We start from the raw sequence: 22,082 nt of genomic DNA, 5'->3' as shown, positions 1-22,082 counted from the left end.
GTCGATTGTAGGAGGCCGCGCGCGGCCGCCCCATCCTCTGTGGGAGGGCCACCCTGCGGGGGTGAGCGATCAGCGCTTCGGGGGAGTCGCGCCGCCCTTCGCAGGTTCGGCGCCCTCGGCCGGTTCGCCGTTCTCGGCGACGAACGCGATCCGGTTCAGTCCCGCCTTCTGCGCCCAGCCGATCAGCTGCGCGACCTTGCCGTAGGGCACGGACTGGTCCGCGCTCAGACGCAGTTCGGCATCGGGCTGGCGCTGGGCCAGTTGCGCGAGGCGCTCTCGCATGGTCTTGGCATCGAGCTTGTACTCGCCGAGCACGTACTCGCCTTCGGGCGTGATCGCCAGGGCGATGAAGCTCGCACCCGGCGCGGGCGAGGCCGCATCGCTCTTGGGCAGATCCAGCTTGAGCGCGCTGCCCATCAGCGGGGCCGCGATGATGAAGATCACCAGCAGCACCAGCATGACGTCGATCAGCGGCGTCATGTTGATCTCGCCCATCGGCTTGGGCGCTTCGCGGCGTTCGAGGCGGCCGAAACTCATGGCGGATGCGTCCGGACGGGCAGGGCGCTCAGGCGCCGCCGAGCAGCTCGCGCAGATCGTGCGCGAAGCCTTCGAGCTCGGCCTCGCAGGCGGCGACCCACTTGCCGAACAGGTTGTAGGCCAGTACTGCGGGGATCGCCACGGCCAGGCCGGCGGCGGTCATGATCAGCGACTCGCCGACCGGGCCGGCGACCTTGTCCAGACTGAAGTTGCCGGTCGAGGAGATGCTCATCAGCGCGTGATAGATGCCCCAGACGGTGCCGAACAGGCCGACGAAGGGGGCGGTGGCGCCGATCGTCGCCAGCACGACCTGACCCCGGTTCAGGCCGTTCAGCACGGCGTGCAGCGCGTCGCGCAGGCGGCGCGTCAACTGCGACGTCTTCTGCGCCGAAGCCGCCAGCGTGCCCGGCGCCCCGTCCTGCATGGCGGCGTCGATCAGCGGGAGCATCAGCGTGCCGCGGTCGAGCGCCTTCAACTGATCGCGGCCTTGGCCGACATCGGGCGCGGCCCAGAACACCGGCAGGCCACGGCCGAGATCGGTCCGCGCCCGCGCCAGCGTCCAGCTGCGCCAGAAGATCAGCACCCAGCTGCACACGGACATCGCCAGCAGCAGCAGGGAAACGAAACGGGCGACACCGTCGCCCGCTTGCCAGAGATGGATCAGTTCGGTCATCGCGTCGTGAGTCGGGCGCCGATCGGGAGAGTGCTTGGGCTCAGGCGATGCCGAGCACGTCGTTCATGTCGAACAGCCCGGTCTTGCGTTCGCCCAGGAAGCGCGCGGCGCGCAGGCTGCCCTGCGCGAAGGTGGCGCGGCTGGAGGCCTTGTGGCTGATCTCGATGCGTTCGCCGATGCCCAGGTACATCACGGTGTGGTCGCCGATCACGTCGCCGCCGCGCACGGTGGCGAAGCCGATCGTCGACGGATCGCGCTCGCCGGTGACGCCTTCGCGGCCGTAGACCGCGCAGGTCTTCAGGTCGCGGCCGAGCGCCTCGGCGACGACTTCGCCCATCTTCAGCGCGGTGCCGCTGGGCGCGTCGACCTTGTGGCGGTGGTGGGCCTCGACGATCTCGATGTCGTAGCCCTGCGCGAGCGCCTTCGATGCCTGCTGCAGCAGCTTGAGCACGACGTTCACGCCCACGCTCATGTTGGGCGCCATCATGACGGCGGCGCGCTGCGCAAATTCGCCGATCTTTGCCTTCTCGTCCGGGCTGAAGCCGGTCGTGCCGATGACGGTCCGCACGCCCAGCTCGGCACACAGCGCGAGGTGCGCCATCGTGCCTTCGGGACGGGTGAAGTCGATCAGCACGTCGGCCTTGGACAGGCCCGCCTTGATGTCACTGGTGATCGCCACGCCGGTGGTCTGGCCCAGGAAGGCGCCGGCGTCCTGGCCCAGTGCCGGGCTGCCGTCGCGGTCGAGCGCGGCCGCCAGTTCGAGGTCGTCCGCCGCCAGCACCGCTTCGACCAGCATCCGGCCCATGCGGCCGGACGCGCCGGTGATCGCGATCCGCAGACGGCTCATCGGCGGGGCTCCAGCGGCGGGTAGTCGCGCGTCGGGCCGATCGGCTCCGGCGCCGTGGTCGCGGCCGTGCGCACCGGCGGCGGCAGCGCCTTGCGCTCCTCTTCCGTCAGCTCGAGCTTGGGCTCCTTGCCGGAGACCTTCAGCGTGTTGATCGACGCGATGAATTCCTTCTCGGTCGGCAGGTCGTCCGGCGCGTCGATCTTCGACAGCTGGTCGCCGTTGAAGGTCAGCAGGATGTGGCGGTTCTGCGGTGCGGCGCCCTGGCGCCGGATCGTGAACACGTAGTCCCAGCGGGCCTCATGGAAGACATCGGCCAGCAGCGGCGAGCCGAGGACGTCGCGCACCTGGGCGCGCGTCATGCCGGGCTTGACCGCGGCGATCTGCTCCTTGGTGACGACATTGCCCTGGACGATCTCGACGCGATACGGCGTGACCAGGCCGAGCACCTTGTCGCCGCTCACGGAGAGCGCGTCGAACTTGGGCATCTGCGAGCAGCCGCCCAGCGTCAGGAGACCAACGACCAGGCCGGCCACGGCGGTGCCGGAGGCGTTCCGGCGTGCAATGCGGGGGATACGGAAATTCAATGACATGGCACGTCTCGGCCGAGGCGCTAGGGCTATGATCGGCGGATTCTAGCGGCACGCACCCACGCTCTTCCGCAGGCGCAAACCCCATGAACCGGTCAGACGAAATCAAGAACAGCGGGCTCAAGGCCACCTTGCCCCGCATCAAGATCCTCGAGATCTTCCAGACGACCCAACAGCGGCACATGACCGCCGAGGACGTTTACAAAGCTTTGCTCGATGAACGCGCGGACATCGGCCTCGCGACGGTCTATCGCGTGCTCACGCAGTTCGAGCAGGCGGGCCTGCTGTCGCGCAACCACTTCGAGTCCGGCAAGGCGGTGTTCGAGCTCAACGAGGGCCATCACCATGACCACCTGGTGTGCCTGACCTGCGGCTTCGTCGAGGAGTTCTACGATCCGCAGATCGAGGAACGCCAGCACGCGATCGCGTTGGATCGGGGCTTCCAGTTGCAGGAGCACTCGCTCGCGCTGTACGCGAACTGCGTGAAGAAGGACTGTCCGAACAAGCTGGCCCGCTGAGCGATCCTGCTCACGACTCGTTCAACGACAAGGGGCTCCGATGGAGCCCCTTCTTCATGGTCGGACGGATTCGGATCGGCAGTCTCAGTTCGTGTCGTTGAGGCCCTGCTCGATCGCGCGCTGGTGGCGCTCGACGAACTCGCGGTAGGTGTCGATGCCGCGCAGCTGCAGGATGGTGTTGCGCACGGCGGCTTCGACCAGCACGGCCAGGTTGCGACCAGCGTCCACCGCGATCACGACCTTGCGCACCGGCATGCCCAGCACGTCCTCGTAGAGGGGCTCGTAGGGCAGGCGTTCGAAGTCGCGCTCCATGGTTTCCTTGCGGACTAGGTGCACGATCAGCTTGAGCCGCATCTTCCGGCGCACCGCCGTCTCGCCGAAGATCGCCTTGATGTCCAGCAGGCCGATGCCGCGGACTTCCAGCAGGTTCATCAGCAGTTCGGGGCAACGGCCCTCGATCGCGGTCTGCGCGATGCGGAAGAAGTCCACCGCGTCGTCCGCCACCAGACCGTGGCCGCGGCTGATCAATTCCAGGCCCAGTTCGCTCTTGCCGAGACCGGACTCGCCGGTCAGCAGCACACCCAGGCCGAGGATGTCCATGAACACGCCGTGCCGCGTCGTGCGGTTGGCGCAGACATGCGCGAGGTAGGCCCGGACCAGGTCGATGACGTGGCCGGCGCTCTCGGCGGTGGTGAACAGCGGGATCTCGGCACGGTCGCACATCGCGACCAGACGGTCCGGCGGCACTTGGTCGTCGGCGACGATGATCACCGGCGGCTCCAGCGTGACGATGCGCGCGATGCGGCGGTCCAGCACGTCGCCCGAGGCCTGGCTCAGGTAGCCGACCTCGCGCCGGCCCACGATCTGCACGCGGTACGGATGGATGTAGTTCAGGTAGCCGACGAGGTCGGCAGCCGACTGCGCGTCGCGCAGCGCGGCTTCGTCGAAGCGGCGCTCAGGATGCGCGTGCCCGGCGATCCACTCCCAACGCAAGGCCTCGCGGTGTTCCTCGAACAACCGGTCCGCGCTGATGGAGGTGGCTTTCAAGTTCGGCTGGCCGTGGTCGTGGCAGTGAGGGGTTGGAAGGCCGTGCCGGCGCTCAGGCGACCGACTTCAGCGGCTCCCAGTCCGCGATCAGGCGATGCACCGTCGCGGCTTCGGGTTCGGTCTTCAGGCGCTCGCGCAGTTCGCGGTCGGACAGCATCTCGGCGATCTCGGACAGGATCTCGAGGTGTCTCTGCGTCGCCGCTTCGGGCACCAGCAGGAAGATCAGCAGCGTGACCGGTTCGTCGTCCGGCGCGTCGAAGCCGATGGGCTGCTGCACGCGCAGCACCGCGGCCAGCGGATTCTTCAGGCCCTTGATGCGGCCGTGCGGAATCGCGACGCCGTGGCCCAGGCCCGTCGAGCCCAGGCGTTCGCGGGCGAACAGGTTGTCCGTGACCGCGGCGCGGGAAATGGAATGGTTGTTCTCGAAGAGCAGCCCGGCGTGTTCGAAGACCCGCTTTTTGCTGGAAGCGTCCACATCGACCAGCACGTTGCTGGCAGGAAGGATGGCGGCGAGACGGTTCATCGGGCATTTGCCGGTCACGACGACCGGCGGGCTGGGAGAGCAGCGCTGCGCACCAGCGGGGCGCAGATTCGAGGGTTGAGGGACAGGATTATAGGAATCCCGCCACCGACAGGGACATGCCGGATGCGACGCTCCTGTGAAAACGTCGCCCTTGGTGTTGCATTGCAACAATTCTCGGCAAAAAGGCGGCCCGATGGGCCGCCTTGCGGGCGGAACCCCGGGAAATCCCCGAGGTCCGGAGGCGCCTCGCCGCCTGGCCTGTGCCGCGGCGGGAGTGCCCGTGAGCCGGTCACCCGGCGCTCAGGTCCATGCGCTTGGCCGATTCATGGTGATGGTTCTGCACACGGTCCTTGTGGCGGCAGACCTGCCGATCCAGCTTGTCCATCAGCTCGTCGATGGCCGCGTAGAGGTCCTCGTGCGAGTGTTCGCAGAAGATTTCCCTTCCCTTCACATGCAACGTGACTTCCGCGCGTTGGCGTCGATCCTTCTCCTTCTGCTTCTCCACGGTCAGCAGGACGTTGATATCCACGACCTGGTCAAAGTGCCGGATGACCCGGCTCAACTTGTTCAGCACGTACTCACGCAGAGCCTGTGTCACTTCGAGATGGTGGCCGCTGATGGTCAGGTTCATAAAGCCTCCTTTCACAAGGGCTTGGTCGGAAACGGTGTCGGAGTCGGCGGCAGGTGCCGCTTTGAAAAGAGCAGTTCAGGGTCTTGGGGGTCTTTGAGCCTTGAGTCGGTGGAGAAATCGATGTGGGTGGAAGGCCACGCCGCCGACCGGGAGTCGGAAGCGGGCGGGAAGCGGATGGGGGATCAGGGGATGGCGTCGGAATGAACGGTCCGCGAGGGACCCGGAAGGCCGCGAGGGCCGATGGCATGCGGGTTCTGAGGCGACATCGATGAAGAAGACGCGACCAGTCTGCTCCCGTTCGGGGGCCCGGGCAAGTGATGAAAAGCAAGGTTTGGGGGCGAATATTCCCGCCTTGCGGCATGGCGAGGTCCGTGCTCGAATGCTGGATGTTGTGCGGCGGACGCTTCCAGGCGCTCTTCCTTGCCGCTCCCGAGGACGCGATGTGATAATTCCGCGTCCCGATTACTGGAGTTCCCCTTGGACAGCGACCACCCTCGGTGGCCATCCACTCCAGCGTCAATCCGCCGCAGCTTCTGAGCGTTCAGCGTCACCGCCACCAACGCCGCCGCGACGCTTGTCCGGAGTGAGACGGGCCACCTTCGACCTGCATCCCGCGCGTGCCGCCTGCCGGCGCCGCCCGCTCCCTGACACTTCCTGCGCCGCGACGATCCAGAAGGTCCGTCAACGCGCACTCCGGCTTGCGCGTTCGCCAGAGCGCGTCACCGCCGACGAAGGACCTGCATGCTGAATGTTTTCACGCTGGACAACGGACGCCTCAAGGGAGGCATGGTCCAGGAGGAGATCGCGACCGCCGCGGAACTGCTCGCGCGGACGGACGACGGTCGCGACCCGGTCTGGGTCGACCTGGAGTCGCCCACGCCGGAGGAGAAGGACTGGATCCGCGAACGCTTCGGGCTGGTGATCCCCGAGGACATCGTCGACGAGGACCTGGAGGAGTCGGCCCGCTTCTACGAGGAAGACAACGGCGAGCTGCACATCCGCTCCGACTTCCTGATCGACGACATGGAGGCGCCGCGCAACGTGCGCGTGGCCTTCATCCTGTTCAACAACGTGCTGTTCTCGGTCCACAACGAGGACCTGCCGGTGTTCCGCCTGCTGCGCCTGCGCGCGCGCCGCATCCCCGCGCTGATCGAGGACGCCAAGGACGTGCTGCTCAAGCTCTACGACGCCGATGCGGAGTACTCCGCCGACGTGCTCGAGGGCATCTACGACAACCTCGAGAAGGTCAGCGCGCGCGTGCTGAAGAAGGACGTCAACGACACGGAAGCCGGCGCGGTGCTCGCGGCCATCGCGCGTGAGGAGGACCTGAACGGCCGCATCCGGCGCAACGTGATGGACACGCGCCGCGCGGTCAGTTTCATGATGCGCAGCCGCATGCTCAATGCCGAGCAGTTCGAGGAGTCCCGGCAGATCCTGCGCGACATCGACTCGCTCGACTCGCACACGGCCTTCCTGTTCGACAAGATCAACTTCCTGATGGACGCCACGGTCGGCTTCATCAACATCAACCAGAACAAGATCATCAAGATCTTCTCGGTCGCGAGCGTCGCGCTGCTGCCGCCGACGCTGATCGCCAGCGTCTACGGCATGAACTTCGACAGCATGCCGGAGCTCCACTGGAAGTACGGCTACCTCTTCGCGATCGGACTGATGGTCGCGTCGGTCACCGCGCCGTTCATCTACTTCCGTCGCAAGGGCTGGCTCGCCTGAGTCCGCCGCCGGCCCTCCCGGGCCTTGTCGAGGCAGAAATACAAAGGGCCTCCGCGATGCGGAAGCCCTGGGTATAAAAGTAGCCTCAAGACGCCCCTGGCCAACGAGGGAGGGAGGGAGGAGGAGGAGAAAGGCCTCGGGATTGCAGCTTCACGAGGAAGCAGGTCTTGCGGCTGAAAGTGGATGCGTTGACTGTACTCCCATCGCTGCCGGGATTGGTGGAAACCCGGAATGCCCTCCTGAACCGCTGCGCCTTCCGGCCCGTTTAAGCGTCCTCAAAGGGAGCGCTGCTACTGGCCGTTGACGCTGCGTTTGTCGTCAGCGATGTGTTGAACGAGCCGTCATGGTGCAGCGCATCGCGGTCGATGTCATCCCACCGATGAACGAATAAGTGAGCAACTGTCACCGTTGTCCCGCCTAGCCGGGACAGTTTTCAAGGTGATGACGACCCCTCGCTACAGGCGCACCGATTGCCAGATCCCGCGCCTTTTGATCAGCTTTTGCAAGCGATACGGCGGGCAAGGATCAGGTTTTTCGGTTTTCCCGTTCGAGCCCGTTCAAGCGGACCTTATTGCGGCTGCGCGACCAGCTTTTCCACCGCCTGGGTGAACTGGGTGCTGTCCGGGCTCACGCCGGACGCGAAGCTCATGACCTGCTTGCCGTCGCGCGAGATCAGGTACTTGTGGAAGTTCCACTTCGGCGCCTGTCCTGTGCGCTTCGCCAAGTCAGCGAACAGCGGATTCAGGTCTGCCTTCCCCGCTGCCACGTTGCTCTTGCTGAACATCGGGAACTTCACGTTGAACGTGTTCTCGCAGAACTCGGCGATTTCCTTGTTGCTGCCGTACTCCTGGTTGCCGAAGTCACCGGACGGAAAACCGAGCACCACCAGGCCCTTGTCCGCATAGCGCGCCGAGAGGGCTTCGAGCGCCTTGTACTGCGGCGTGTAGCCGCAGAAGCTGGCCGTATTGACCACCAGGACGACTTTGCCGGCGTACTGGCAGAGCGCCTGCGGCTTCTCGTCCTGCAGACGGGGCATTTGACGATTGAGCAGTTCAGGGCAGGATGCGGTGGACGCGGCGGCGGTTTCCGCTGCGGGGGCCGCGTGGACGGAGGTCGCGGCGAACGGTGCCACGAGCGCCGCCAGCAGGAGCGCGGTTCGCCGGAGGAAGGGGCCGAAGGACGGGGTCATGTCGTTGTCTCCTGGGATCGGTAAATCCGGATGGTCCGGAAGCCGCAGCGCTGCGCAAGAAGCGAACGCGGCATCAGGTTCATTGGAAGCGCGATTAGGCCAGATCGCCCCACGGGCCGATCGCGTAAGGGAATGTCATGGTGCGACCGGTAGAATCCGCCGCGCTCAACAGGACGCAGACTGATGCTTTATCCCGAACTCTTCAAGCAACTCGAAGCCGTGCGCTGGAACATGGACACGGACATCCCGTGGGACAAGTTCGACGCGTCCAAGCTGACCGACGACCAGGCGCGCACGATCAAGATGAACGCGATCACCGAGTGGTCCGCGCTGCCGGCCACCGAGATGTTCCTGCGCGACAACAAGGACGACAGCGACTTCTCGGCCTTCATGAGCGTCTGGTTCTTCGAGGAGCAGAAGCATTCGCTGGTGCTGATGGAGTACCTCCGCCGTTTCCGCCCGGACATGGTGCCGACCGAAGCCGAATTGCACGAGGTGCGTTTCGAGTTCGACCCGGCCCCCGCGCTGGAAACGCTGATGCTGCACTTCTGCGGCGAGATCCGCCTGAACCACTGGTACCGCCGTGCCGCCGAGTGGCACACCGAGCCGGTCATCAAGGCGATCTACGAGACCCTGTCGCGCGACGAGGCCCGCCATGGCGGCGCCTACCTGCGTTACATGAAGCGCGCGATGACCAAGTTCGGTGACGAGGCCAAGGCCGCGTTCGCGAAGGTCGGCGTGCTGATGGCCAGCGCGCGCCGCACGGCCCAGGCGCTGCATCCGACCAACCTGCATGTGAACGCCAAGCTGTTCCCGCGCGACACCATCCAGAGCCGCCTGCCCGATCCGGAATGGCTGGAGCGCTGGCTGGACAAGCAGATCCAGTTCGACACCGTGTGGGAGAACAAGGTCGTCGAGCGCATCCTGCACAACATGAGCCTGCTGATGGAGCGCAGCTTCGCCAGCGTCCAGGAGTTGAACCGCTTCCGCAAGGAACTGACGCAGCGTCTGGCCCAGGCAGCGCAGCAGGCGCAGGGCGGCGATGCCGCGCCGCAGGCGACCTGACCCCAGACGCGCTCCGCTCGCACAAAGGCCCGCCATGCGGGCCTTTTCTTTTTTGTCGCGGCCGCATCGACGCGGTCTTCGCACATGGCCTTGGCGCATGCGCGCCAGGCCCGTCGCGGCCACAATGCATCATTCCGTTTCCATTCTTCCAACGCCATCCGCCGACCGCTCATGAAGTATCTGCACACCATGGTCCGCGTGACCGACCTCGAGGCCTCCCTGAACTTCTACCGCGACGCGCTCGGCCTGCAGGAAGTCCGCCGCACCGAGCATGAGGCCGGCCGCTTCACGCTGGTCTACCTCGCCGCGCCCGGTGACGAGGACGCCCAGATCGAACTCACGTACAACTGGGACGCCGAGGTCTACACCGGCGGCCGCAATTTCGGCCACGTGGCCTACGCGGTGCCGGACATCTACGCCGCCTGCCAGCGTCTGATGGATGCCGGCGTGTTGATCAACCGCCCGCCGCGCGACGGCCGCATGGCCTTCGTGCGCTCGCCCGACAACATCTCCGTCGAACTGCTGCAGGACGGCCCGGCGCTGCCGCCGGCCGAGCCGTGGATCTCGATGCCCAATACAGGCGCCTGGTAATGCGTCGAACGCTTGTCCCCCTGCTGCTGGCCGTGCCGCTGGCCTGTGCCGCGCAGGCGCAGGGCAAGCTGTTGCTCACCGGCGGTGTGAGCAGCATCGACGGCGCGGCCGGTGGAGGCCTGACCCCCTGGGCGCTGACCGGCAGCTATGCCACCCGCGGCCAGGTCGGCGCCACGGCCTACTTCACGCGCCTGCCGGTGCAGGACTACAGCCTGTCCGGCTACGGCGCGTCGGTGGCTTTCGGTGAGCGCGCCGAGCTGTCGCTCGCGAAGCAGGACTTCAACGCTGGCGGCACGGGCGCGGCGCTCGGCCTGCCGGGGCTCACGCTGAAGCAGACGATCCTCGGCGCGAAGTTTCGGCTGGTAGGAGATGCGGTGCTCGACGCGGACACCTGGGTGCCCCAGATCGCGTTGGGAGTCGAATACAAGCACCTCGATGCCGGCGGTCTTGCGCCGACGCTGAGCGCGCTCGGCGCGAAGCGCAACGGGGTCGACGTCTATCTGAGCGCCACCAAGCTGTTCCTGGCGCAGAGCACCTTGGTGAACGTGACGCTGCGTGCGACGCGCGCCAACCAGAACGGTCTGCTGGGTTTCGGCGGCGCGGCGAGCAGCCGCTACTCGCTGATGCCTGAAGTGTCGGTCGCGTACCTGATCAACAAGCAGTGGGCGATCGGCGCCGAGTACCGCATGAAGCCCGACAAGCTCAATCCTTCGGCACTCGGCGACGCACTGCGCGAAGATGACTGGAAGGATGTGTTCGTCGCGTGGGCGCCGAACAAGCACCTCTCGCTGACGGCGGCCTATGTGGATCTTGGCCGTGTGGTGCCCGGCATCCAGCCGCGTCGGCAACGCGGGGTCTACGGGTCGATCCAGTTCGCGTACTGATCCCCGGTGCGGCGCCGAATCGCGACCACGACAAATCGACGAGGAGACCTGGACGATGCGATCTGCTCGAAGGATGTGGACCGCCAGTGCACTGGCGCTGCTGGTCGGCGTGGCCGTGAATGCTCATGCGGCGGACGATGCGCTGTATCGCTCGCTGGGCGGTGAGGCGGGCATCGCCCGCATCGTCGACGGCATGGTCGATCGCGCCTATGCGGATCCGCGCATCCAGCAGAAGTTCGACGGCGTCAATCCGAAGGCACTGAAGGAATCGATCCGCAACCAGTTCTGCGCGCTCAGTGGCGGAGGCTGCAAGTACGAGGGCGAGACGATGAAGAACTCGCATGCCCATCTGGCGCTGACCAAGGCCGACTTCAATGCGTTGGTGGAGGACCTGCAGCTCGCAATGGATGACCAGCAGGTGCCGTTCGCGGTGCAGAACCGTTTGCTGGCGCTGCTTGCGCCGATGCACCGGGACATCGTCACGCGCTGAGGGGTGGCAGAGGCCCGGCGCCTTCCATTCGCTGCGCCAGAAAGCAGAAAGCCCGGCAGAGCCGGGCTTTCTTGAATCTGGTGGCCAAGGGCGGAATCGAACCACCGACACGCGGATTTTCAATCCGCTGCTCTACCAACTGAGCTACTTGGCCGTGAGACTGGGTCTCTTGCTCCGCTGTTCCAAGTCTTGCGACCCGTGCCGAACAACGAAGACAGCGACTATAACACTAAATTCCGCTGCCTCTCTTGTTCCTCGACAAATCGACGCCCAACTGCTTCAGCTTGCGATACAGGTGGGTGCGTTCGAGGCCGGTCTTCTCGGCCACGCGGGTCATCGAGCCGTTCTCCTTGGCCAGATGGAATTCGAAGTAGCTCTTCTCGAACGCGTCGCGTGCCTCGCGCAGCGGACGGTCCAGTTCGAAGACCTGTTCGGAGGCCAGGCCTTGATGCGGCAGCGGGGTCACCGGTGCGAGACCCGCCGTCTGGACCGGCATCGCGCCGGTCGAGATCGGCGGCAGCGCCTCCGGGCGCGGATAGCTGTTGCCGATAGCCGTCCCGATCACGGGCGCCGCCGGCGGCGCCGGGCGGGGCGCCGTCTTCACCAGGGCCTGCTCGACCGCGCGCAGCAGCTTCTGCAGCGTGATCGGCTTCTCCAGGAAGGCCATCGCGCCGAACTTGGTCGCCTCGACCGCAGTGTCGATCGTGCCGTGGCCGCTCATCATGATGACCGGCATCGTCAGCTGGCCGGTGCTGCCCCACTCCTTGAGCAGCGTGATGCCGTCGACGTCCGGCATCCAGATGTCCAGCAGCACCAGGTCCGGGCGCGAGCGCTCGCGGCTCGCCCTCGCCTGCTGGGCGTTCTGTGCGAGTTCGATGGTGTGCCCCTCGTCGGAGAGGATTTCGGACAAGAGGGCGCGGATGCCCAGTTCGTCGTCAACAACAAGAATGGTTGCCATGTATGCCTACTGTTCACGCGGCCGAGGCGCGTCCTGCGCAGGGCTCGGTGCAGTCGCGAGTTTTGAAAATGATAACGAAACTTGTGCGCCGCTCGGCGGCTGATCGCCGCCGCTGGACGCTGGGAGATTCACCAAGCGGATGCGCGCGCCGTGCTCGTCGGCGATTTTCTTCACCACGGCAAGCCCGAGCCCCGTGCCCTTGGTCTTGGTCGTGACGTAAGGCTCGAAGGCGCGCTTCAGCACGTTCTCCGCGAAACCCGGCCCGTTGTCGATGATCACCAGCCGCAGCGCCCTCAGCTCGCCGGCTTCGGTCAATGCCTTCTGCGTCCGCACCGTCACGTGGCCGTCCGGACGATGGCTGACCGCATCCAGCGCGTTCTGCACGAGGTTGTGGATCACCTGCCTCAGCTGCGGCGCGTCGCCCATCATCAACGGCGGATCGGTCGCCAGATCCGCTTTCAACTGCCCCGCCTCCTGCGCTTCGGCGTACAGCGTCAGCACTTCGGCGACCAGTCCGTTCAAGTCCAGCGGTGCGAGCTTGGCGGCGGGCAGCCGAGCATAGTCCCGGAACTCGTTGACCAGCTGCTTCATCGCCTGCACCTGGTTGACGATGGTGCCCACCGAGCGCACCAGCATCGCCTGATCGGTGCCTTCGAGCTTGGACTCCAGCTTGAACTGCAGCCGCTCCGCCGACAGCTGGATCGGCGTCAGCGGGTTCTTGATCTCGTGCGCGAGCCGTCGCGCCACCTCGCTCCAGGCGGCGGAGCGCTGCGCCGACACGACCTCGCTGATGTCGTCGAACACCAGCAGCCGTGCGTCCTGCGGCAGCAGCGCGCCACGCATCAGCAGCGTCAGCGCGGTCTTCTCGTCGAGCTGCAGCTCGAACGAATCCTGCCAATGCTCGCGCTCGCCGGACTCGGAACCCTGCAGCTCGAAGCGCTGCCAGATGTCCTTGCTGAAGGCCGTCAGCACCGGCAGGTCCTCCAGCGGCCGACCCACGTAGGCCGACAGCGGCAGCTTCAGGATGCGCGTCGCGCCGGGGTTGACGGTCTCGATGCGGCGATCCGCGTCGAACACGATGACGCCCGCCGTCAGGTTGTCGAGGATGGTCTGCACATGCGTGCGCGCGCTCTCGAGCTGCGTCACGCTGAGCTCCACCAGCGCGCGCGCGTCGGCGAGCTGCTGCGTCATGTCCGCGAACGAGCGCGTCAGCCCGCCCAGCTCGTCGCGCGAGCGGAACACCGGCTTGGCCTTCAGGTCGCCGGTCGCGACCTCGCGCATGCCTTCGGCCAGCAGCAGCAGCGGCTGCACCAGCTGGTTGGACAGCGCCACCGCCAGCAGCAGCGCCGCGAACACCGCGAGGATCAGCACCAGCGTCAGCGTGCCCAGGTACATGCGCCGCAGGCCGTCGCGCAGCAGCGAGCGCTGCAGGTACTCCTGGTTCGCCGCCGACACGTTCAGCGCGTTGCTGATCACCTTGCCGGAGATCTGCTTGACGACCATCAGGTAGCGGTCGCTGTTGGTCAACTGCAGTGCGCTGCTCGGCAGCAGCGCCAGGGAGCGGATGCGCGCCTCGCCCTGCATCGCCGCCTGCTCGTCCTCCAGTCCTTCCAGCCGCGAGGCGATCCCGTTGCTGCGCGCCTGCGAGATCAGCGTGGAGCTGGGCCGCGCGGGGATCTCGCTCGACTCGCCGCCGGCGGACAGCACGATCTGGCCGTTGCCCGCAACCAAGGCGACGCTGCGCGCGCCCAGCTGGTCGCGCAGGCGCTCCAGCGCCAGCGGCGCCAGCGCGCCGTCTTCCCAGCGTTCGGCCGCGGCGCGGGTGCGCACGGTCTGCTCGGTGCGCAGGTTCTCCAACGTGTCCTGGCCCAGCGCCAGGCCCGCCTCCAGCGCGCTGGCGAGACGTTGGTCGAACAGGCTCTCGATGCTCCGGTTCACGAACTGGTAGGACACCGTGTAGATCAGCAGGCCCGGCACCACGCCCACGATCGCGAAGATCCCGGCGAGCTTGAGCAGCAGCCGGCTGCCGAAGCGGCCGCGTTTCACCCGCAGCGCGAGCCGCGTGCCGGCCACACCGATGACGATGATCAGCGCGGTGGCGACCGCGACGTTGACCCAGAACAGCCAGACGTAGTGGCGCTCCAGGAAGCCGCGTTGCGCGGTCGTGCTGATGGACAGCAGGAAGGCCAGCATGCCGCTGGCCCCCGCGATCGCGGTCACGGAGATCAACCACGCCAGGCGCGCCGACTTGGTCACTGGTCAGGGTCCTTGATCCGCCCGGTCAAGGCTGCGGCCGATTGGGCGGCGGCGTGGACGGCGCCTCCAGCGTCAGCGTGACATTGCGGTCGACGCTCAAGGCCCAGCCCTGGCTGCCGCCCAGGCCGATCTGCAGCGGCCTCGGGAGCTGCGAGGTGTCCAGCTTGTAGCTGAACTCCAGGTAATAGCGGCCATCGTCCTCGATGTCCTTGGTCTCGGCGACGCGCCATCCGGACACGCCGCGCAGCGACGAGATCGCCTCGCCGAGCGTGTCGAAGCTCTGGTGCAGGCCGCCGGTGCTGACGCGGTACTGGCGCGTCAGCGGCTGCCAGGTCAGGCGCCAGGTCCGGCTGGCTTGCGCGACACGGGCATCGCGCCAGTACCAGCGGTTGCGCAAGACCTGGACCTCCGCGACGAAATAGACCGCCACGCCCTTGAGCAGCGCGTCCTCGGCCTGCTTGGGCAGCTCGAAGCGGGTGCTGAAGCTGAGCGCCAGGCCGTCCTCGACGCGTTCCGCGTTCAGCACCTGCAACGCCACGCCCTGGGCCAGCGCCCAGCCGTGCAACGCCAGCAGCGCGCCGACCAGGGTCAGGCGCTGCCACCAGGAACACAGCGGAACGGGACGGGATGGCGGGGACACGCGGAAGGATTCAGGGGGGAAGTTCTCGGGTCAGGTCTTCTGCAGCAGCGCGTAATAGAAGCCGTCGGTGACGGCCGGCGCGCCGGATGCGGAGTCCTGCGGACCATTGTCCGCGAGCGGCAGCAGATGCCCGGCCCCCCGGTCGAACTGACGCGACCGCGCATCGCCATGGCGTTGCAAAAACGCGTCGATCTGGTCCTGGCCCTCAGCCTTGAAGACCGAGCAGGTCGCGTAGACCAGCCGGCCGCCGGGCTTGAGCAGCGGCCACAGCGCCTCGAGCAGCTCTGACTGGATCCGTGCGAGCGACGGAATGTCGTCCGGCCGGCGCAGCCAGCGCACGTCCGGATGCCGGCGCACGATGCCCGAAGCGCTGCACGGCGCGTCCAGCAGGATCGCATCGAACGGCCGGCCATCCCACCAGGCGGCGGTGTCGCGGGCGTCGGCGGCGCGCACGGCGCCGTCGAGCTTCAGGCGCTGCAGGTTCTGGCTCACCCGTTCCAGGCGCTTGGCGTCGGCATCCAATGCCAGCAGATCGAGCCGGTTGCCGGCGAGTTCCTGCAGGTGGGCCGTCTTGCCGCCCGGCGCGGCGCAGGCGTCGAGCACCCGTGCCCCCTCGCCCAGTTCCAGCCATGCCTCCCCCGGGGACAGGTCTTGCGGGCGCCGCTGGCCCAGCACCAGCGGCGCGGCCAACTGGGCGGACGCGTCCTGCACCGAGGCATGCCCGCCGTCGAAGCCGGGCAGGGCCTGGACCGGACGCGGTTCGTCGAGCACGAGGGCCTGCGGGAACAGCGCGCCGGCCGGATGCGCCGCGATGCCGGCCTCCCGCAGGCGGGCGAGGTAGCCGTCCAGCGTGTCGTGTGCCGGGTTGACCCGCAAGGTCATCGGCGGTTTCTGCTGGTTGGCCTGCAGCAGCCCTTGCCATTCGGCGGGCCAGTCGGCACGCAGCCGGTCCTGCCACCAGCGCGGGTGGTTGAAGCGGGCGACGGGATCGGCCTCCGCGGCGGCGACCAGCGCCTCCCGTTCGCGCAGGAAGCGCCGCAGCACCGCGTTGACGAAGCCGGCGCTGTTGGGCGCGCGCTGGCGCACGGCATGCACGGCCTGGTCGACCAGGGTGTGATCGGTGTAGGCGGTCTCACCGGGCCAGAGCAGCGCCAGCGCGGTCACCAGCAGCGCGTCCACGCGGGGCGGCGGATTCTTCGGAGCGAGCGTGGCTCGCACGACCTGCGCGGCACCCAGCCGGCGCAGCACGGTGAAGCTCAGCGCCTGCACGCCGGGGCGGATGTCGGCGGGAGAACGGGCGAGCCACTCGGTCAGCGAGTGGCCGTCGCGCACGGCCTGGACCGCATCGGCCGCACCGGCCAGCAGCCGATGAAGCGGAGGTGCGCCGCCGGCCGCGGCGTTCTTGGAAGAGGGAGGAGAAGAGGGGGCAGACACCGGTGGAGTTTAGTGGCGAAGGTAGCGAGTGCTTATGGGGCCGGAATGATGCTGGGGGTTCCCGGAGGGACGCCCCCTGCATCGTGGAGTGCCCGCGCCTGGCCTCCCGCACGCGAGCGCATCGCAAGGGCCGCTGCTACCGGCAAGAGCCTTGCTTTCGCAATGGCATGAAGATGCCGCGACAATCCCGCCCCATGACGAGCACCCTCATCCTGAGCCCCGAAGAGCTGGCAGCGCTGCCGGCTTCCGACCGCATCCGTTACCGGCTGGTCCAGGCGGGCCGGCGCCATCACGCCAACGACAACATCGCCGACTTCATCGAGGCCGGCGAGCTGGAGCAGTTGCAGGCCGAGGTGCAGGCGCGGATGCAGGACGTGCTGCAGTCGCTGGTGATCGACACCGACAGCGACCACAACACGCAGGAGACGGCCAAGCGCGTGGCCAAGATGTTCGTGAAGGAGGTCTTCGCGGGCCGCTACGCACCGCCGCCGCCGGTGACCGAGTTTCCCAACGCCGAGCGTCTGAACGAGCTGATGATCGTCGGCCCGATCACCGTGCGCAGCGCCTGCTCGCACCACCTCTGCCCGATCATCGGCAAGGTCTGGATCGGCCTGCTGCCGAGCGAGCATTCGAACCTGATCGGTCTGTCGAAGTATGTGCGCCTGACCGAGTGGATCATGAGCCGTCCTCAGATCCAGGAAGAGGCCGTCGTGATGCTGGCCAACGAGCTGCAGGACCGCGTCAAGCCGGACGGTCTCGCGATCGTGATGGATGCGGACCACTTCTGCATGCACTGGCGCGGCGTCAAGGACATGGACTCGACGATGACGAACAGCGTGATGCGCGGGTCGTTCCTGAAGGATGCGACGCTGCGCGCGGAGTTCCTCGCGCTGATGAAGAACAAGAAGGGCTGATCCCTTCAGTGATCGTTGACGAGGGCCCGCTTGGCGGGCCCTTCGTGTTTCCGCTCAGAGGCTGCGCGCCTCGCTGAAGCCGACGAAGCTCATCAGCACGCGGGTCGGGAACTGGCGGATCGCCGCGTTGTAGGCGTCGACCGCCTGGTTGAAGACCTGCCGCGAGAACGCCCGCTGGCGGTCGATCATCTTGAGCTCGTCGACGGCGCCGCCGAGGTCCGGATCGGCGTTCAGCTCCGCGTGGTGCTCGACCAGCGACACCATCCGCGTCAGCGCCGCGCCGTGCACCGCCGCGGCCACCGCCAGCAGCGCCACCGGATCCGCCGCATAGGGCCGGGCGCGCACCGCCTGCGCGGCGGCACGGGCCTCGGCCTGCGTCGACGCCAGCGCATCGAGGCTGGCCTGCTCGCTGGGCAGGCGCTCGCGCAGCCGCTCCAGCAGCAGATCGCCGTGGGCGAACCGGCGCGTCAGCGCGTCGTCCAGCTGCGCGTAGGCCTTGCCGATCTCATTGCGCAGCAGCATCACGCGGTTGTAGGCACCGATGCTCCAGAAGGCCACCACCGCGGCCAGACCCCACAGCCACCAGTTCCAATGGATCGCCGGCACGGCGCTGGCGGCACTCACGGCGCTGGCCGCGTCGATCGCGTTCGCGGCGTTGAGGGGGATCATGGCGTGACGGCCTTGCCGGCCGTCTTCGCCTGCTGGAACTCGTTCCAGCCCTTGGCCCGCAGCTCGCAGGCCGGGCAGTGGCCGCAGCCCCAGCCCCACGGGTGCCGGGTCTTGCGCTCGCCGAGGTAGCAGGTGTGCGTGTGCTCGATGATCAACTCGTTGAAGGCCTCGCCGCCCAGCGACTCCGTCAGCGCCCAGGTCTGCGCCTTGGTCAGAAACATCAGCGGCGTGTCCAGCGTCATCGGCGTGTCCAGCCCCAGGCTCAGCGCGACCTGCAGCGCCTTGAGCGTGTTGTCGCGGCAGTCGGGATAGCCGGAGAAATCGGTCTCGCACATGCCGCCGACCAGCACCGACGCGCCGCGCCGGTAGGCCAGCGTCGCGGCGAAGGTCAGGAACAGCAGGTTGCGGCCGGGGACGAAGGTGTTCGGCAGGCCGTTGGCCTGCAGCTCGATCGCGCGTTCCTGCGTCAGCGCCGTGTCGGAGATCTGGCCCAGCAGACTCAGGTCGAGCAGGTGGTCCTCGCCGAGCTTGGCGGCCCACTGCGGGAACTGCGCGGCGATCTGCGCGCGCACGGTCTGGCGGCAGTCGAGCTCAACGCGGTGGCGCTGGCCGTAGTCGAAGCCCAGCGTCTCGACCTCGGCGAAGCGGTCCAGCGCCCAGGCCAGGCAGGCGGTGGAATCCTGCCCGCCGGAGAACAGCACCAGCGCCTTGCGGCGCGAGGCGTGGACGGCGGGAATCGGGGCGGTGGCGGCGTCGGACATGGGGAATGGAGGGCGGGGGACCCGCGGTTGTCGGGGAAAGCGGCAGGCCGGAAGTGTGCCAGCACCGTGATAGCGTCGTCGGCCTCAAGGAGGAAAAGCAATGCAACGAGTGTTCATGGCGGGCGCCATCGCCGCCGCCACCGTTCCCGGCTTGGCCGCGTTCACCGCGCCGGCCATCGCGGCGACCGGGCCGTCCGCGGGATCGTCGTCCCCGAGCGCGTCCTCGATCGCCCAGGTGCTGCTGTATCCGGGCGGCGCCCAGGTGGAGCGCAGCGCGCGCGTGCCGGCCGGCGCGACCCAGGCGCGCTTCGCGTGCCTGCCCGCGGGCCTGGAGCGCGATGCGATCCAGGTGCAGGCGGCCGCAGGCATCAACCTCGGTGAACTCAAGATCGATCGCGTGCCGCGCGACTCCCTGCCCGAATGCCGTCAGCGCGATCCGCGTGTCCGCGAGGTCGAGCAGCAGCGCGACGCTGTCGAGGCCGAGATCGCCGGCGTCGATCTGGCGCTCGGTTATCTGAAGGGCCTGTCGGATCGCGAGGCCAAGCCCGGCGCGGCGTTGACCTCCAGCCTCGATGCCTTGCGGCGCAATGCCCAGGACCTGACGTCGAAGCGCCAGGCGCTGAAGGAGCGGCTGACCGACATCGGCAACGACCTGACGGCGGCGAAGGCCGCGGCGCCGACGGCTTCCAGCCAGGTGTCCGTCGTGACGCTGCGCCTGTCGACCAGCGATGGCGGCGACATCGGCCTGTCGTACCGGCTGAGCGGCGCCGGCTGGCAGCCGCAGTACCGCGCACGGCTGGACACGGCGACCGGTGGGCTCGTCATCGAACGCCTCGCGCAGATCGCGCAGAACAGCGGTGAGGACTGGACCGACGTGAAGTTGAAGCTGTCGACCGTCCAGCCGCGACAGGCGACGGCGGTGGCGCCGCTGCAGCCGTGGACGCTCTGGCTGCAACCGCCGGCCGGCCGCGCCCGCACGAAGTTTGATGAGCCCGCGCCGATGATGGCCGCCGCGCCGGCCGCCGACTTGAAGTCGATCCAGGTCACCGGCTCCGCCATCGCGCCGGTGCGCTTTGATCCGAGTGTCTTCGAAGGAGAGTTCGGCGCCGAATATGACCTGCCGCAACGCGTCACGCTGCGCGCCGATGGCGCGGTGTCCACCGTCAGCCTCGGCCGGACGACCGCGGAGGCGCGATTGCTGGCTCGCGTGCAGCCGCAGACCGAAGCGGCGGCCTACCTCGTGGCCGAGCTGCCGCGCCCGCAGGGGTCGTGGCCCACGGGGCCGGTCCAGCTGTTCCGCGACAACGCGCTCATCGGCCAGGTGCCTCTGCAGTTCGGCACCGAGAAGACGTGGACGCTGCCCTTCGGCCTCGACGACCGGCTGCGCGTGCGCGTCGAGCCCGACAAGCGCGAGGGCGCCAACGGCGGCTTCATCGGCTCGCGCCGAGAGGTCGTGGTGACGCGCCAGTGGCAGGTCGAGAACCTGCGCGGACGGCCGGTCACGCTGCAGGTCCTGGAAGCCGCACCGGTGCCGGACCACGAGGACGTCCGCGTGCAGACGCAGTTCACGCCGCCGGTGACGACGGCCGGCTGGCGCGATCGCCCGGGGATCCAGATGTGGGAGCTGCCGCTGGCGCCCGCCCAGACGCAGCGCTTCCAGGCGGTCTACCGCATCAGCGCGCCGAAGGACGAGTACGTGTCGAACATGCCCTGACCCTCCGCCGGGGACGTGGTCCGAGTCGGGGCGGGAACCGCGCGGGGCCCGGGCGTGATGTCCGGACGGGAGCGGATCAGCCCCGGATCTCGCCCTGGCCGAGCACCACCCACTTCATCGACGTCAGCCCCTCCAGGCCCACCGGGCCGCGGGCGTGGAACTTGTCGGTGGAGATGCCGATCTCCGCGCCCAGGCCGTACTCGAAGCCGTCGGCGAAGCGCGTGCTGGCGTTGACCATCACGCTGGCCGAATCGACCTCGCGCAGGAAGCGCATCGCGCTGACGTGATTGGTCGTCAGGATCGCGTCGGTGTGGTGCGAGCCATGGCGGTTGACGTGCGCGATGGCCTCGTCGAGCGAGTCCACGACCTTGATGCTGATGATCGGCGCGAGGTACTCGGTGTCCCAGTCCTCGGGCGTCGCGGGCTTGAGCAGGTCGCGTGGCACGGCTTCCAGCAGCGCCAGCGTCCGCTCGCAGCCGCGCATTTCCACGCCCTTGGCGGCGAACACCATGCCGATGCGGGGCAGGAAGTCGGCCGCCTGCTTCGCGTGGACCAGCAGCGACTCGGTCGCATTGCAGGGGCTGTACTTCTGCGTCTTCGCGTTGTCGACGACCGTCACGGACAGGTCCAGGTCGACTTCGGCGTCGACGTAGCTGTGGCAGTTCCCGTCCAGGTGCTTGATCACCGGCACGCGCGCCTCGCGGCTGATGCGCTCGATCAGGCCCTTGCCGCCGCGCGGGATGATCACGTCGACGTAGGCGGGCATCGCGATCAGCAGGCCGACCGCAGCGCGATCGGTCGTGTTGATCAGTTGCACCGCCTCGCGGGGCAGGCCGGCTTCCTCGAGGCTGTCCGCCACCAGCGCCGCGAGCGCCAAGTTGCTGTGCAGCGCCTCGGAGCCGCCGCGCAGGATGCAGGCGTTGCCGCTCTTGATCGCGAGCGACGCGGCCTCGATGGTCACGTTGGGACGGCTCTCGTAGATCATGCCGAACACGCCCAGCGGCACGCGCATCTGGCCCACGCTGATGCCGGTCGGGCGGCGCTTCATGCCGGTGATCTCGCCGATGGGGTCAGGCATGGCGGCGATCTGCTCGCAGCCTTCGGCGACGGTGGCCAGGACCTTCGCGGTCAGGCGCAGGCGGTCGACCATCGGGGCTTCCAGGCCGGACGCCGTGGCCGAGGCAAGGTCGCGCTCGTTCGCGGTCGTGAGCGCCGGGCCCGCTTCGCGCAGGCGGCGGGCGAGCGCTTGCAGCGCGAGGTTCCTGGCGGCGGTTGGAGCGGCGGCCATCAGCGTCGCGGCCGCGCGGGCCGCCTCGCCGACGCCGGTCATGTAGGCGTTGAGGTCGGTCATAGACCTTTGATTCTGACCGATGCCCCGCAGTCGCCGCCGCGCCGGGGCCATCGAAAGCCGCAAGGAGAGCCT

At 67.8% G+C, this 22,082-nt stretch carries 23 protein-coding genes and 1 tRNA gene; 8 read left to right on the top strand and 16 right to left on the bottom strand.

Annotated features, from left to right (window positions below; translation table 11 throughout):
• Positions 1 to 69: 69 nt before the first annotated feature.
• The 4 genes from AC07OZ_RS07665 to AC07OZ_RS07650 are packed head-to-tail and all read right to left on the bottom strand — an operon-like array spanning position 70 to position 2,647.
• Positions 70 to 537: an ExbD/TolR family protein gene (locus AC07OZ_RS07665; RefSeq protein WP_495466574.1), complete on the bottom strand. Its 468-nt coding sequence runs from the start codon at positions 535 to 537 to the stop codon at positions 70 to 72.
• A 28-nt stretch (positions 538 to 565) separates the two neighbouring features.
• Positions 566 to 1,210 (bottom strand): MotA/TolQ/ExbB proton channel family protein, encoded by a 645-nt coding sequence (locus tag AC07OZ_RS07660; RefSeq protein WP_495466573.1) that lies wholly within the window; start codon positions 1,208 to 1,210, stop codon positions 566 to 568.
• A gap of 40 nt (positions 1,211 to 1,250) precedes the next feature.
• Positions 1,251 to 2,057 (bottom strand): 4-hydroxy-tetrahydrodipicolinate reductase, encoded by an 807-nt coding sequence (gene dapB, locus AC07OZ_RS07655; protein ID WP_495466572.1) that lies wholly within the window; start codon positions 2,055 to 2,057, stop codon positions 1,251 to 1,253.
• Positions 2,054 to 2,647, bottom strand: coding sequence for an outer membrane protein assembly factor BamE (locus AC07OZ_RS07650; RefSeq protein ID WP_495466571.1), 594 nt, complete (start codon positions 2,645 to 2,647; stop codon positions 2,054 to 2,056). Before AC07OZ_RS07650 ends, dapB begins: the two co-directional genes overlap by 4 nt.
• Positions 2,648 to 2,730: 83 nt before the next feature.
• Between AC07OZ_RS07650 and fur the strand changes: the two genes are divergently transcribed.
• Positions 2,731 to 3,162 carry a ferric iron uptake transcriptional regulator gene (gene fur, locus AC07OZ_RS07645; protein WP_495466570.1) on the top strand — a complete coding sequence of 144 codons (432 nt, stop codon included), beginning with the start codon at positions 2,731 to 2,733 and terminating at the stop codon, positions 3,160 to 3,162.
• A gap of 84 nt (positions 3,163 to 3,246) precedes the next feature.
• Here fur and hprK read toward each other — a convergent pair whose 3' ends face one another.
• The 3 genes from hprK to hpf form a co-directional block, all read right to left on the bottom strand.
• On the bottom strand, positions 3,247 to 4,209 hold the full coding sequence (gene hprK, locus AC07OZ_RS07640) for an HPr(Ser) kinase/phosphatase (RefSeq protein ID WP_067281136.1): 963 nt from the start codon (positions 4,207 to 4,209) through the stop codon (positions 3,247 to 3,249).
• A 52-nt stretch (positions 4,210 to 4,261) separates the two neighbouring features.
• The gene (gene ptsN / locus AC07OZ_RS07635) at positions 4,262 to 4,732 is read right to left on the bottom strand and encodes a PTS IIA-like nitrogen regulatory protein PtsN (protein WP_067281138.1); all 471 of its coding nucleotides are present in this window, start codon (positions 4,730 to 4,732) and stop codon (positions 4,262 to 4,264) included.
• A gap of 289 nt (positions 4,733 to 5,021) precedes the next feature.
• Positions 5,022 to 5,363: a ribosome hibernation-promoting factor, HPF/YfiA family gene (gene hpf / locus AC07OZ_RS07630; protein ID WP_067281141.1), complete on the bottom strand. Its 342-nt coding sequence runs from the start codon at positions 5,361 to 5,363 to the stop codon at positions 5,022 to 5,024.
• Positions 5,364 to 6,104: 741 nt separating this feature from the next.
• Here hpf and corA point away from each other — a divergent pair.
• Positions 6,105 to 7,094 carry a magnesium/cobalt transporter CorA gene (corA, locus tag AC07OZ_RS07625; RefSeq protein ID WP_495466569.1) on the top strand — a complete coding sequence of 330 codons (990 nt, stop codon included), beginning with the start codon at positions 6,105 to 6,107 and terminating at the stop codon, positions 7,092 to 7,094.
• Between the two features lie 568 nt (positions 7,095 to 7,662).
• Here the strand turns inward: corA and AC07OZ_RS07620 are convergent.
• Positions 7,663 to 8,283 (bottom strand): glutathione peroxidase, encoded by a 621-nt coding sequence (locus tag AC07OZ_RS07620; protein WP_495466568.1) that lies wholly within the window; start codon positions 8,281 to 8,283, stop codon positions 7,663 to 7,665.
• A gap of 183 nt (positions 8,284 to 8,466) precedes the next feature.
• Here AC07OZ_RS07620 and AC07OZ_RS07615 point away from each other — a divergent pair, with 183 nt between their 5' ends.
• The 4 genes from AC07OZ_RS07615 to AC07OZ_RS07600 all read left to right on the top strand — a co-directional run bounded on the left by AC07OZ_RS07615 (position 8,467) and on the right by AC07OZ_RS07600 (position 11,313).
• Positions 8,467 to 9,348, top strand: coding sequence for a ferritin family protein (locus AC07OZ_RS07615; protein ID WP_331615247.1), 882 nt, complete (start codon positions 8,467 to 8,469; stop codon positions 9,346 to 9,348).
• 171 nt (positions 9,349 to 9,519) lie between these two features.
• Entirely contained in the window at positions 9,520 to 9,939 is a 420-nt protein-coding gene (locus AC07OZ_RS07610) for a VOC family protein (protein WP_495466567.1), read from the top strand.
• On the top strand, positions 9,939 to 10,823 hold the full coding sequence (locus tag AC07OZ_RS07605; RefSeq protein ID WP_495466566.1) for a DUF3034 family protein: 885 nt from the start codon (positions 9,939 to 9,941) through the stop codon (positions 10,821 to 10,823). Before AC07OZ_RS07610 ends, AC07OZ_RS07605 begins: the two co-directional genes overlap by 1 nt.
• Before the next feature lie 55 nt (positions 10,824 to 10,878).
• Positions 10,879 to 11,313 carry a group I truncated hemoglobin gene (locus AC07OZ_RS07600; RefSeq protein WP_495466565.1) on the top strand — a complete coding sequence of 145 codons (435 nt, stop codon included), beginning with the start codon at positions 10,879 to 10,881 and terminating at the stop codon, positions 11,311 to 11,313.
• Between the two features lie 78 nt (positions 11,314 to 11,391).
• Here the strand turns inward: AC07OZ_RS07600 and AC07OZ_RS07595 are convergent.
• The 5 genes from AC07OZ_RS07595 to rsmB form a co-directional block, all read right to left on the bottom strand.
• Positions 11,392 to 11,467: transfer RNA gene (locus tag AC07OZ_RS07595), tRNA-Phe, on the bottom strand.
• A 75-nt stretch (positions 11,468 to 11,542) separates the two neighbouring features.
• Positions 11,543 to 12,271 (bottom strand): response regulator, encoded by a 729-nt coding sequence (locus AC07OZ_RS07590; RefSeq protein ID WP_495466564.1) that lies wholly within the window; start codon positions 12,269 to 12,271, stop codon positions 11,543 to 11,545.
• 6 nt (positions 12,272 to 12,277) lie between these two features.
• Complete coding sequence (locus tag AC07OZ_RS07585) at positions 12,278 to 14,527, bottom strand: sensor histidine kinase (RefSeq protein WP_495466563.1); 2,250 nt, start codon at positions 14,525 to 14,527, stop codon at positions 12,278 to 12,280.
• Positions 14,528 to 14,552: 25 nt separating this feature from the next.
• The gene (locus AC07OZ_RS07580; RefSeq protein ID WP_495466562.1) at positions 14,553 to 15,167 is read right to left on the bottom strand and encodes a DUF4390 domain-containing protein; all 615 of its coding nucleotides are present in this window, start codon (positions 15,165 to 15,167) and stop codon (positions 14,553 to 14,555) included.
• Between the two features lie 30 nt (positions 15,168 to 15,197).
• Positions 15,198 to 16,601: a 16S rRNA (cytosine(967)-C(5))-methyltransferase RsmB gene (gene rsmB / locus AC07OZ_RS07575; RefSeq protein ID WP_495466561.1), complete on the bottom strand. Its 1,404-nt coding sequence runs from the start codon at positions 16,599 to 16,601 to the stop codon at positions 15,198 to 15,200.
• A gap of 194 nt (positions 16,602 to 16,795) precedes the next feature.
• Between rsmB and folE the strand changes: the two genes are divergently transcribed.
• On the top strand, positions 16,796 to 17,515 hold the full coding sequence (gene folE, locus AC07OZ_RS07570) for a GTP cyclohydrolase I (protein ID WP_495466560.1): 720 nt from the start codon (positions 16,796 to 16,798) through the stop codon (positions 17,513 to 17,515).
• A 54-nt stretch (positions 17,516 to 17,569) separates the two neighbouring features.
• Here folE and AC07OZ_RS07565 read toward each other — a convergent pair whose 3' ends face one another.
• Complete coding sequence (locus AC07OZ_RS07565; RefSeq protein ID WP_495466559.1) at positions 17,570 to 18,184, bottom strand: LemA family protein; 615 nt, start codon at positions 18,182 to 18,184, stop codon at positions 17,570 to 17,572.
• Positions 18,181 to 18,945, bottom strand: a complete 765-nt coding sequence (gene queC, locus AC07OZ_RS07560; protein WP_495466558.1) for a 7-cyano-7-deazaguanine synthase QueC — start codon at positions 18,943 to 18,945, stop codon at positions 18,181 to 18,183. Before queC ends, AC07OZ_RS07565 begins: the two co-directional genes overlap by 4 nt.
• Before the next feature lie 100 nt (positions 18,946 to 19,045).
• Between queC and AC07OZ_RS07555 the strand changes: the two genes are divergently transcribed.
• A complete protein-coding gene (locus AC07OZ_RS07555) occupies positions 19,046 to 20,659 on the top strand; it encodes a DUF4139 domain-containing protein (protein ID WP_495466557.1) in 1,614 nt (537 codons plus the stop codon).
• 76 nt (positions 20,660 to 20,735) lie between these two features.
• On the opposite strand, the gene AC07OZ_RS07550 is transcribed toward AC07OZ_RS07555, so the two are convergent.
• Positions 20,736 to 22,010 (bottom strand): glutamate-5-semialdehyde dehydrogenase, encoded by a 1,275-nt coding sequence (locus AC07OZ_RS07550; RefSeq protein WP_495466556.1) that lies wholly within the window; start codon positions 22,008 to 22,010, stop codon positions 20,736 to 20,738.
• Positions 22,011 to 22,082: the final 72 nt, after the last annotated feature.

The sequence above is a fragment of the Roseateles sp. GW821-FHT09G03 genome, assembly GCF_059416045.1.
Note: the sequence above shows the minus strand (reverse complement) of the source record. Positions and strands in the feature narration are given on the sequence as shown.

What these genes read in the sequence shown, in the direction of transcription:
- fur (WP_495466570.1), top strand. Translation starts at nt 2,731, where the DNA reads ATGAACCGGTCAGACGAAATCAAGAACAGCGGGCTCAAGGCCACCTTG.
- AC07OZ_RS07610 (WP_495466567.1), top strand. Translation starts at nt 9,520, where the DNA reads ATGAAGTATCTGCACACCATGGTCCGCGTGACCGACCTCGAGGCCTCC.
- AC07OZ_RS07615 (WP_331615247.1), top strand. Translation starts at nt 8,467, where the DNA reads ATGCTTTATCCCGAACTCTTCAAGCAACTCGAAGCCGTGCGCTGGAAC.
- AC07OZ_RS07605 (WP_495466566.1), top strand. Translation starts at nt 9,939, where the DNA reads ATGCGTCGAACGCTTGTCCCCCTGCTGCTGGCCGTGCCGCTGGCCTGT.
- AC07OZ_RS07660 (WP_495466573.1), bottom strand. Translation starts at nt 1,210, where the DNA reads ATGACCGAACTGATCCATCTCTGGCAAGCGGGCGACGGTGTCGCCCGT.
- AC07OZ_RS07550 (WP_495466556.1), bottom strand. Translation starts at nt 22,010, where the DNA reads ATGACCGACCTCAACGCCTACATGACCGGCGTCGGCGAGGCGGCCCGC.
- AC07OZ_RS07590 (WP_495466564.1), bottom strand. Translation starts at nt 12,271, where the DNA reads ATGGCAACCATTCTTGTTGTTGACGACGAACTGGGCATCCGCGCCCTC.
- corA (WP_495466569.1), top strand. Translation starts at nt 6,105, where the DNA reads ATGCTGAATGTTTTCACGCTGGACAACGGACGCCTCAAGGGAGGCATG.
- ptsN (WP_067281138.1), bottom strand. Translation starts at nt 4,732, where the DNA reads ATGAACCGTCTCGCCGCCATCCTTCCTGCCAGCAACGTGCTGGTCGAT.
- dapB (WP_495466572.1), bottom strand. Translation starts at nt 2,057, where the DNA reads ATGAGCCGTCTGCGGATCGCGATCACCGGCGCGTCCGGCCGCATGGGC.
- AC07OZ_RS07650 (WP_495466571.1), bottom strand. Translation starts at nt 2,647, where the DNA reads ATGTCATTGAATTTCCGTATCCCCCGCATTGCACGCCGGAACGCCTCC.
- hpf (WP_067281141.1), bottom strand. Translation starts at nt 5,363, where the DNA reads ATGAACCTGACCATCAGCGGCCACCATCTCGAAGTGACACAGGCTCTG.
- AC07OZ_RS07665 (WP_495466574.1), bottom strand. Translation starts at nt 537, where the DNA reads ATGAGTTTCGGCCGCCTCGAACGCCGCGAAGCGCCCAAGCCGATGGGC.
- queC (WP_495466558.1), bottom strand. Translation starts at nt 18,945, where the DNA reads ATGTCCGACGCCGCCACCGCCCCGATTCCCGCCGTCCACGCCTCGCGC.
- AC07OZ_RS07600 (WP_495466565.1), top strand. Translation starts at nt 10,879, where the DNA reads ATGCGATCTGCTCGAAGGATGTGGACCGCCAGTGCACTGGCGCTGCTG.
- AC07OZ_RS07565 (WP_495466559.1), bottom strand. Translation starts at nt 18,184, where the DNA reads ATGATCCCCCTCAACGCCGCGAACGCGATCGACGCGGCCAGCGCCGTG.
- AC07OZ_RS07620 (WP_495466568.1), bottom strand. Translation starts at nt 8,283, where the DNA reads ATGACCCCGTCCTTCGGCCCCTTCCTCCGGCGAACCGCGCTCCTGCTG.
- AC07OZ_RS07555 (WP_495466557.1), top strand. Translation starts at nt 19,046, where the DNA reads ATGCAACGAGTGTTCATGGCGGGCGCCATCGCCGCCGCCACCGTTCCC.
- folE (WP_495466560.1), top strand. Translation starts at nt 16,796, where the DNA reads ATGACGAGCACCCTCATCCTGAGCCCCGAAGAGCTGGCAGCGCTGCCG.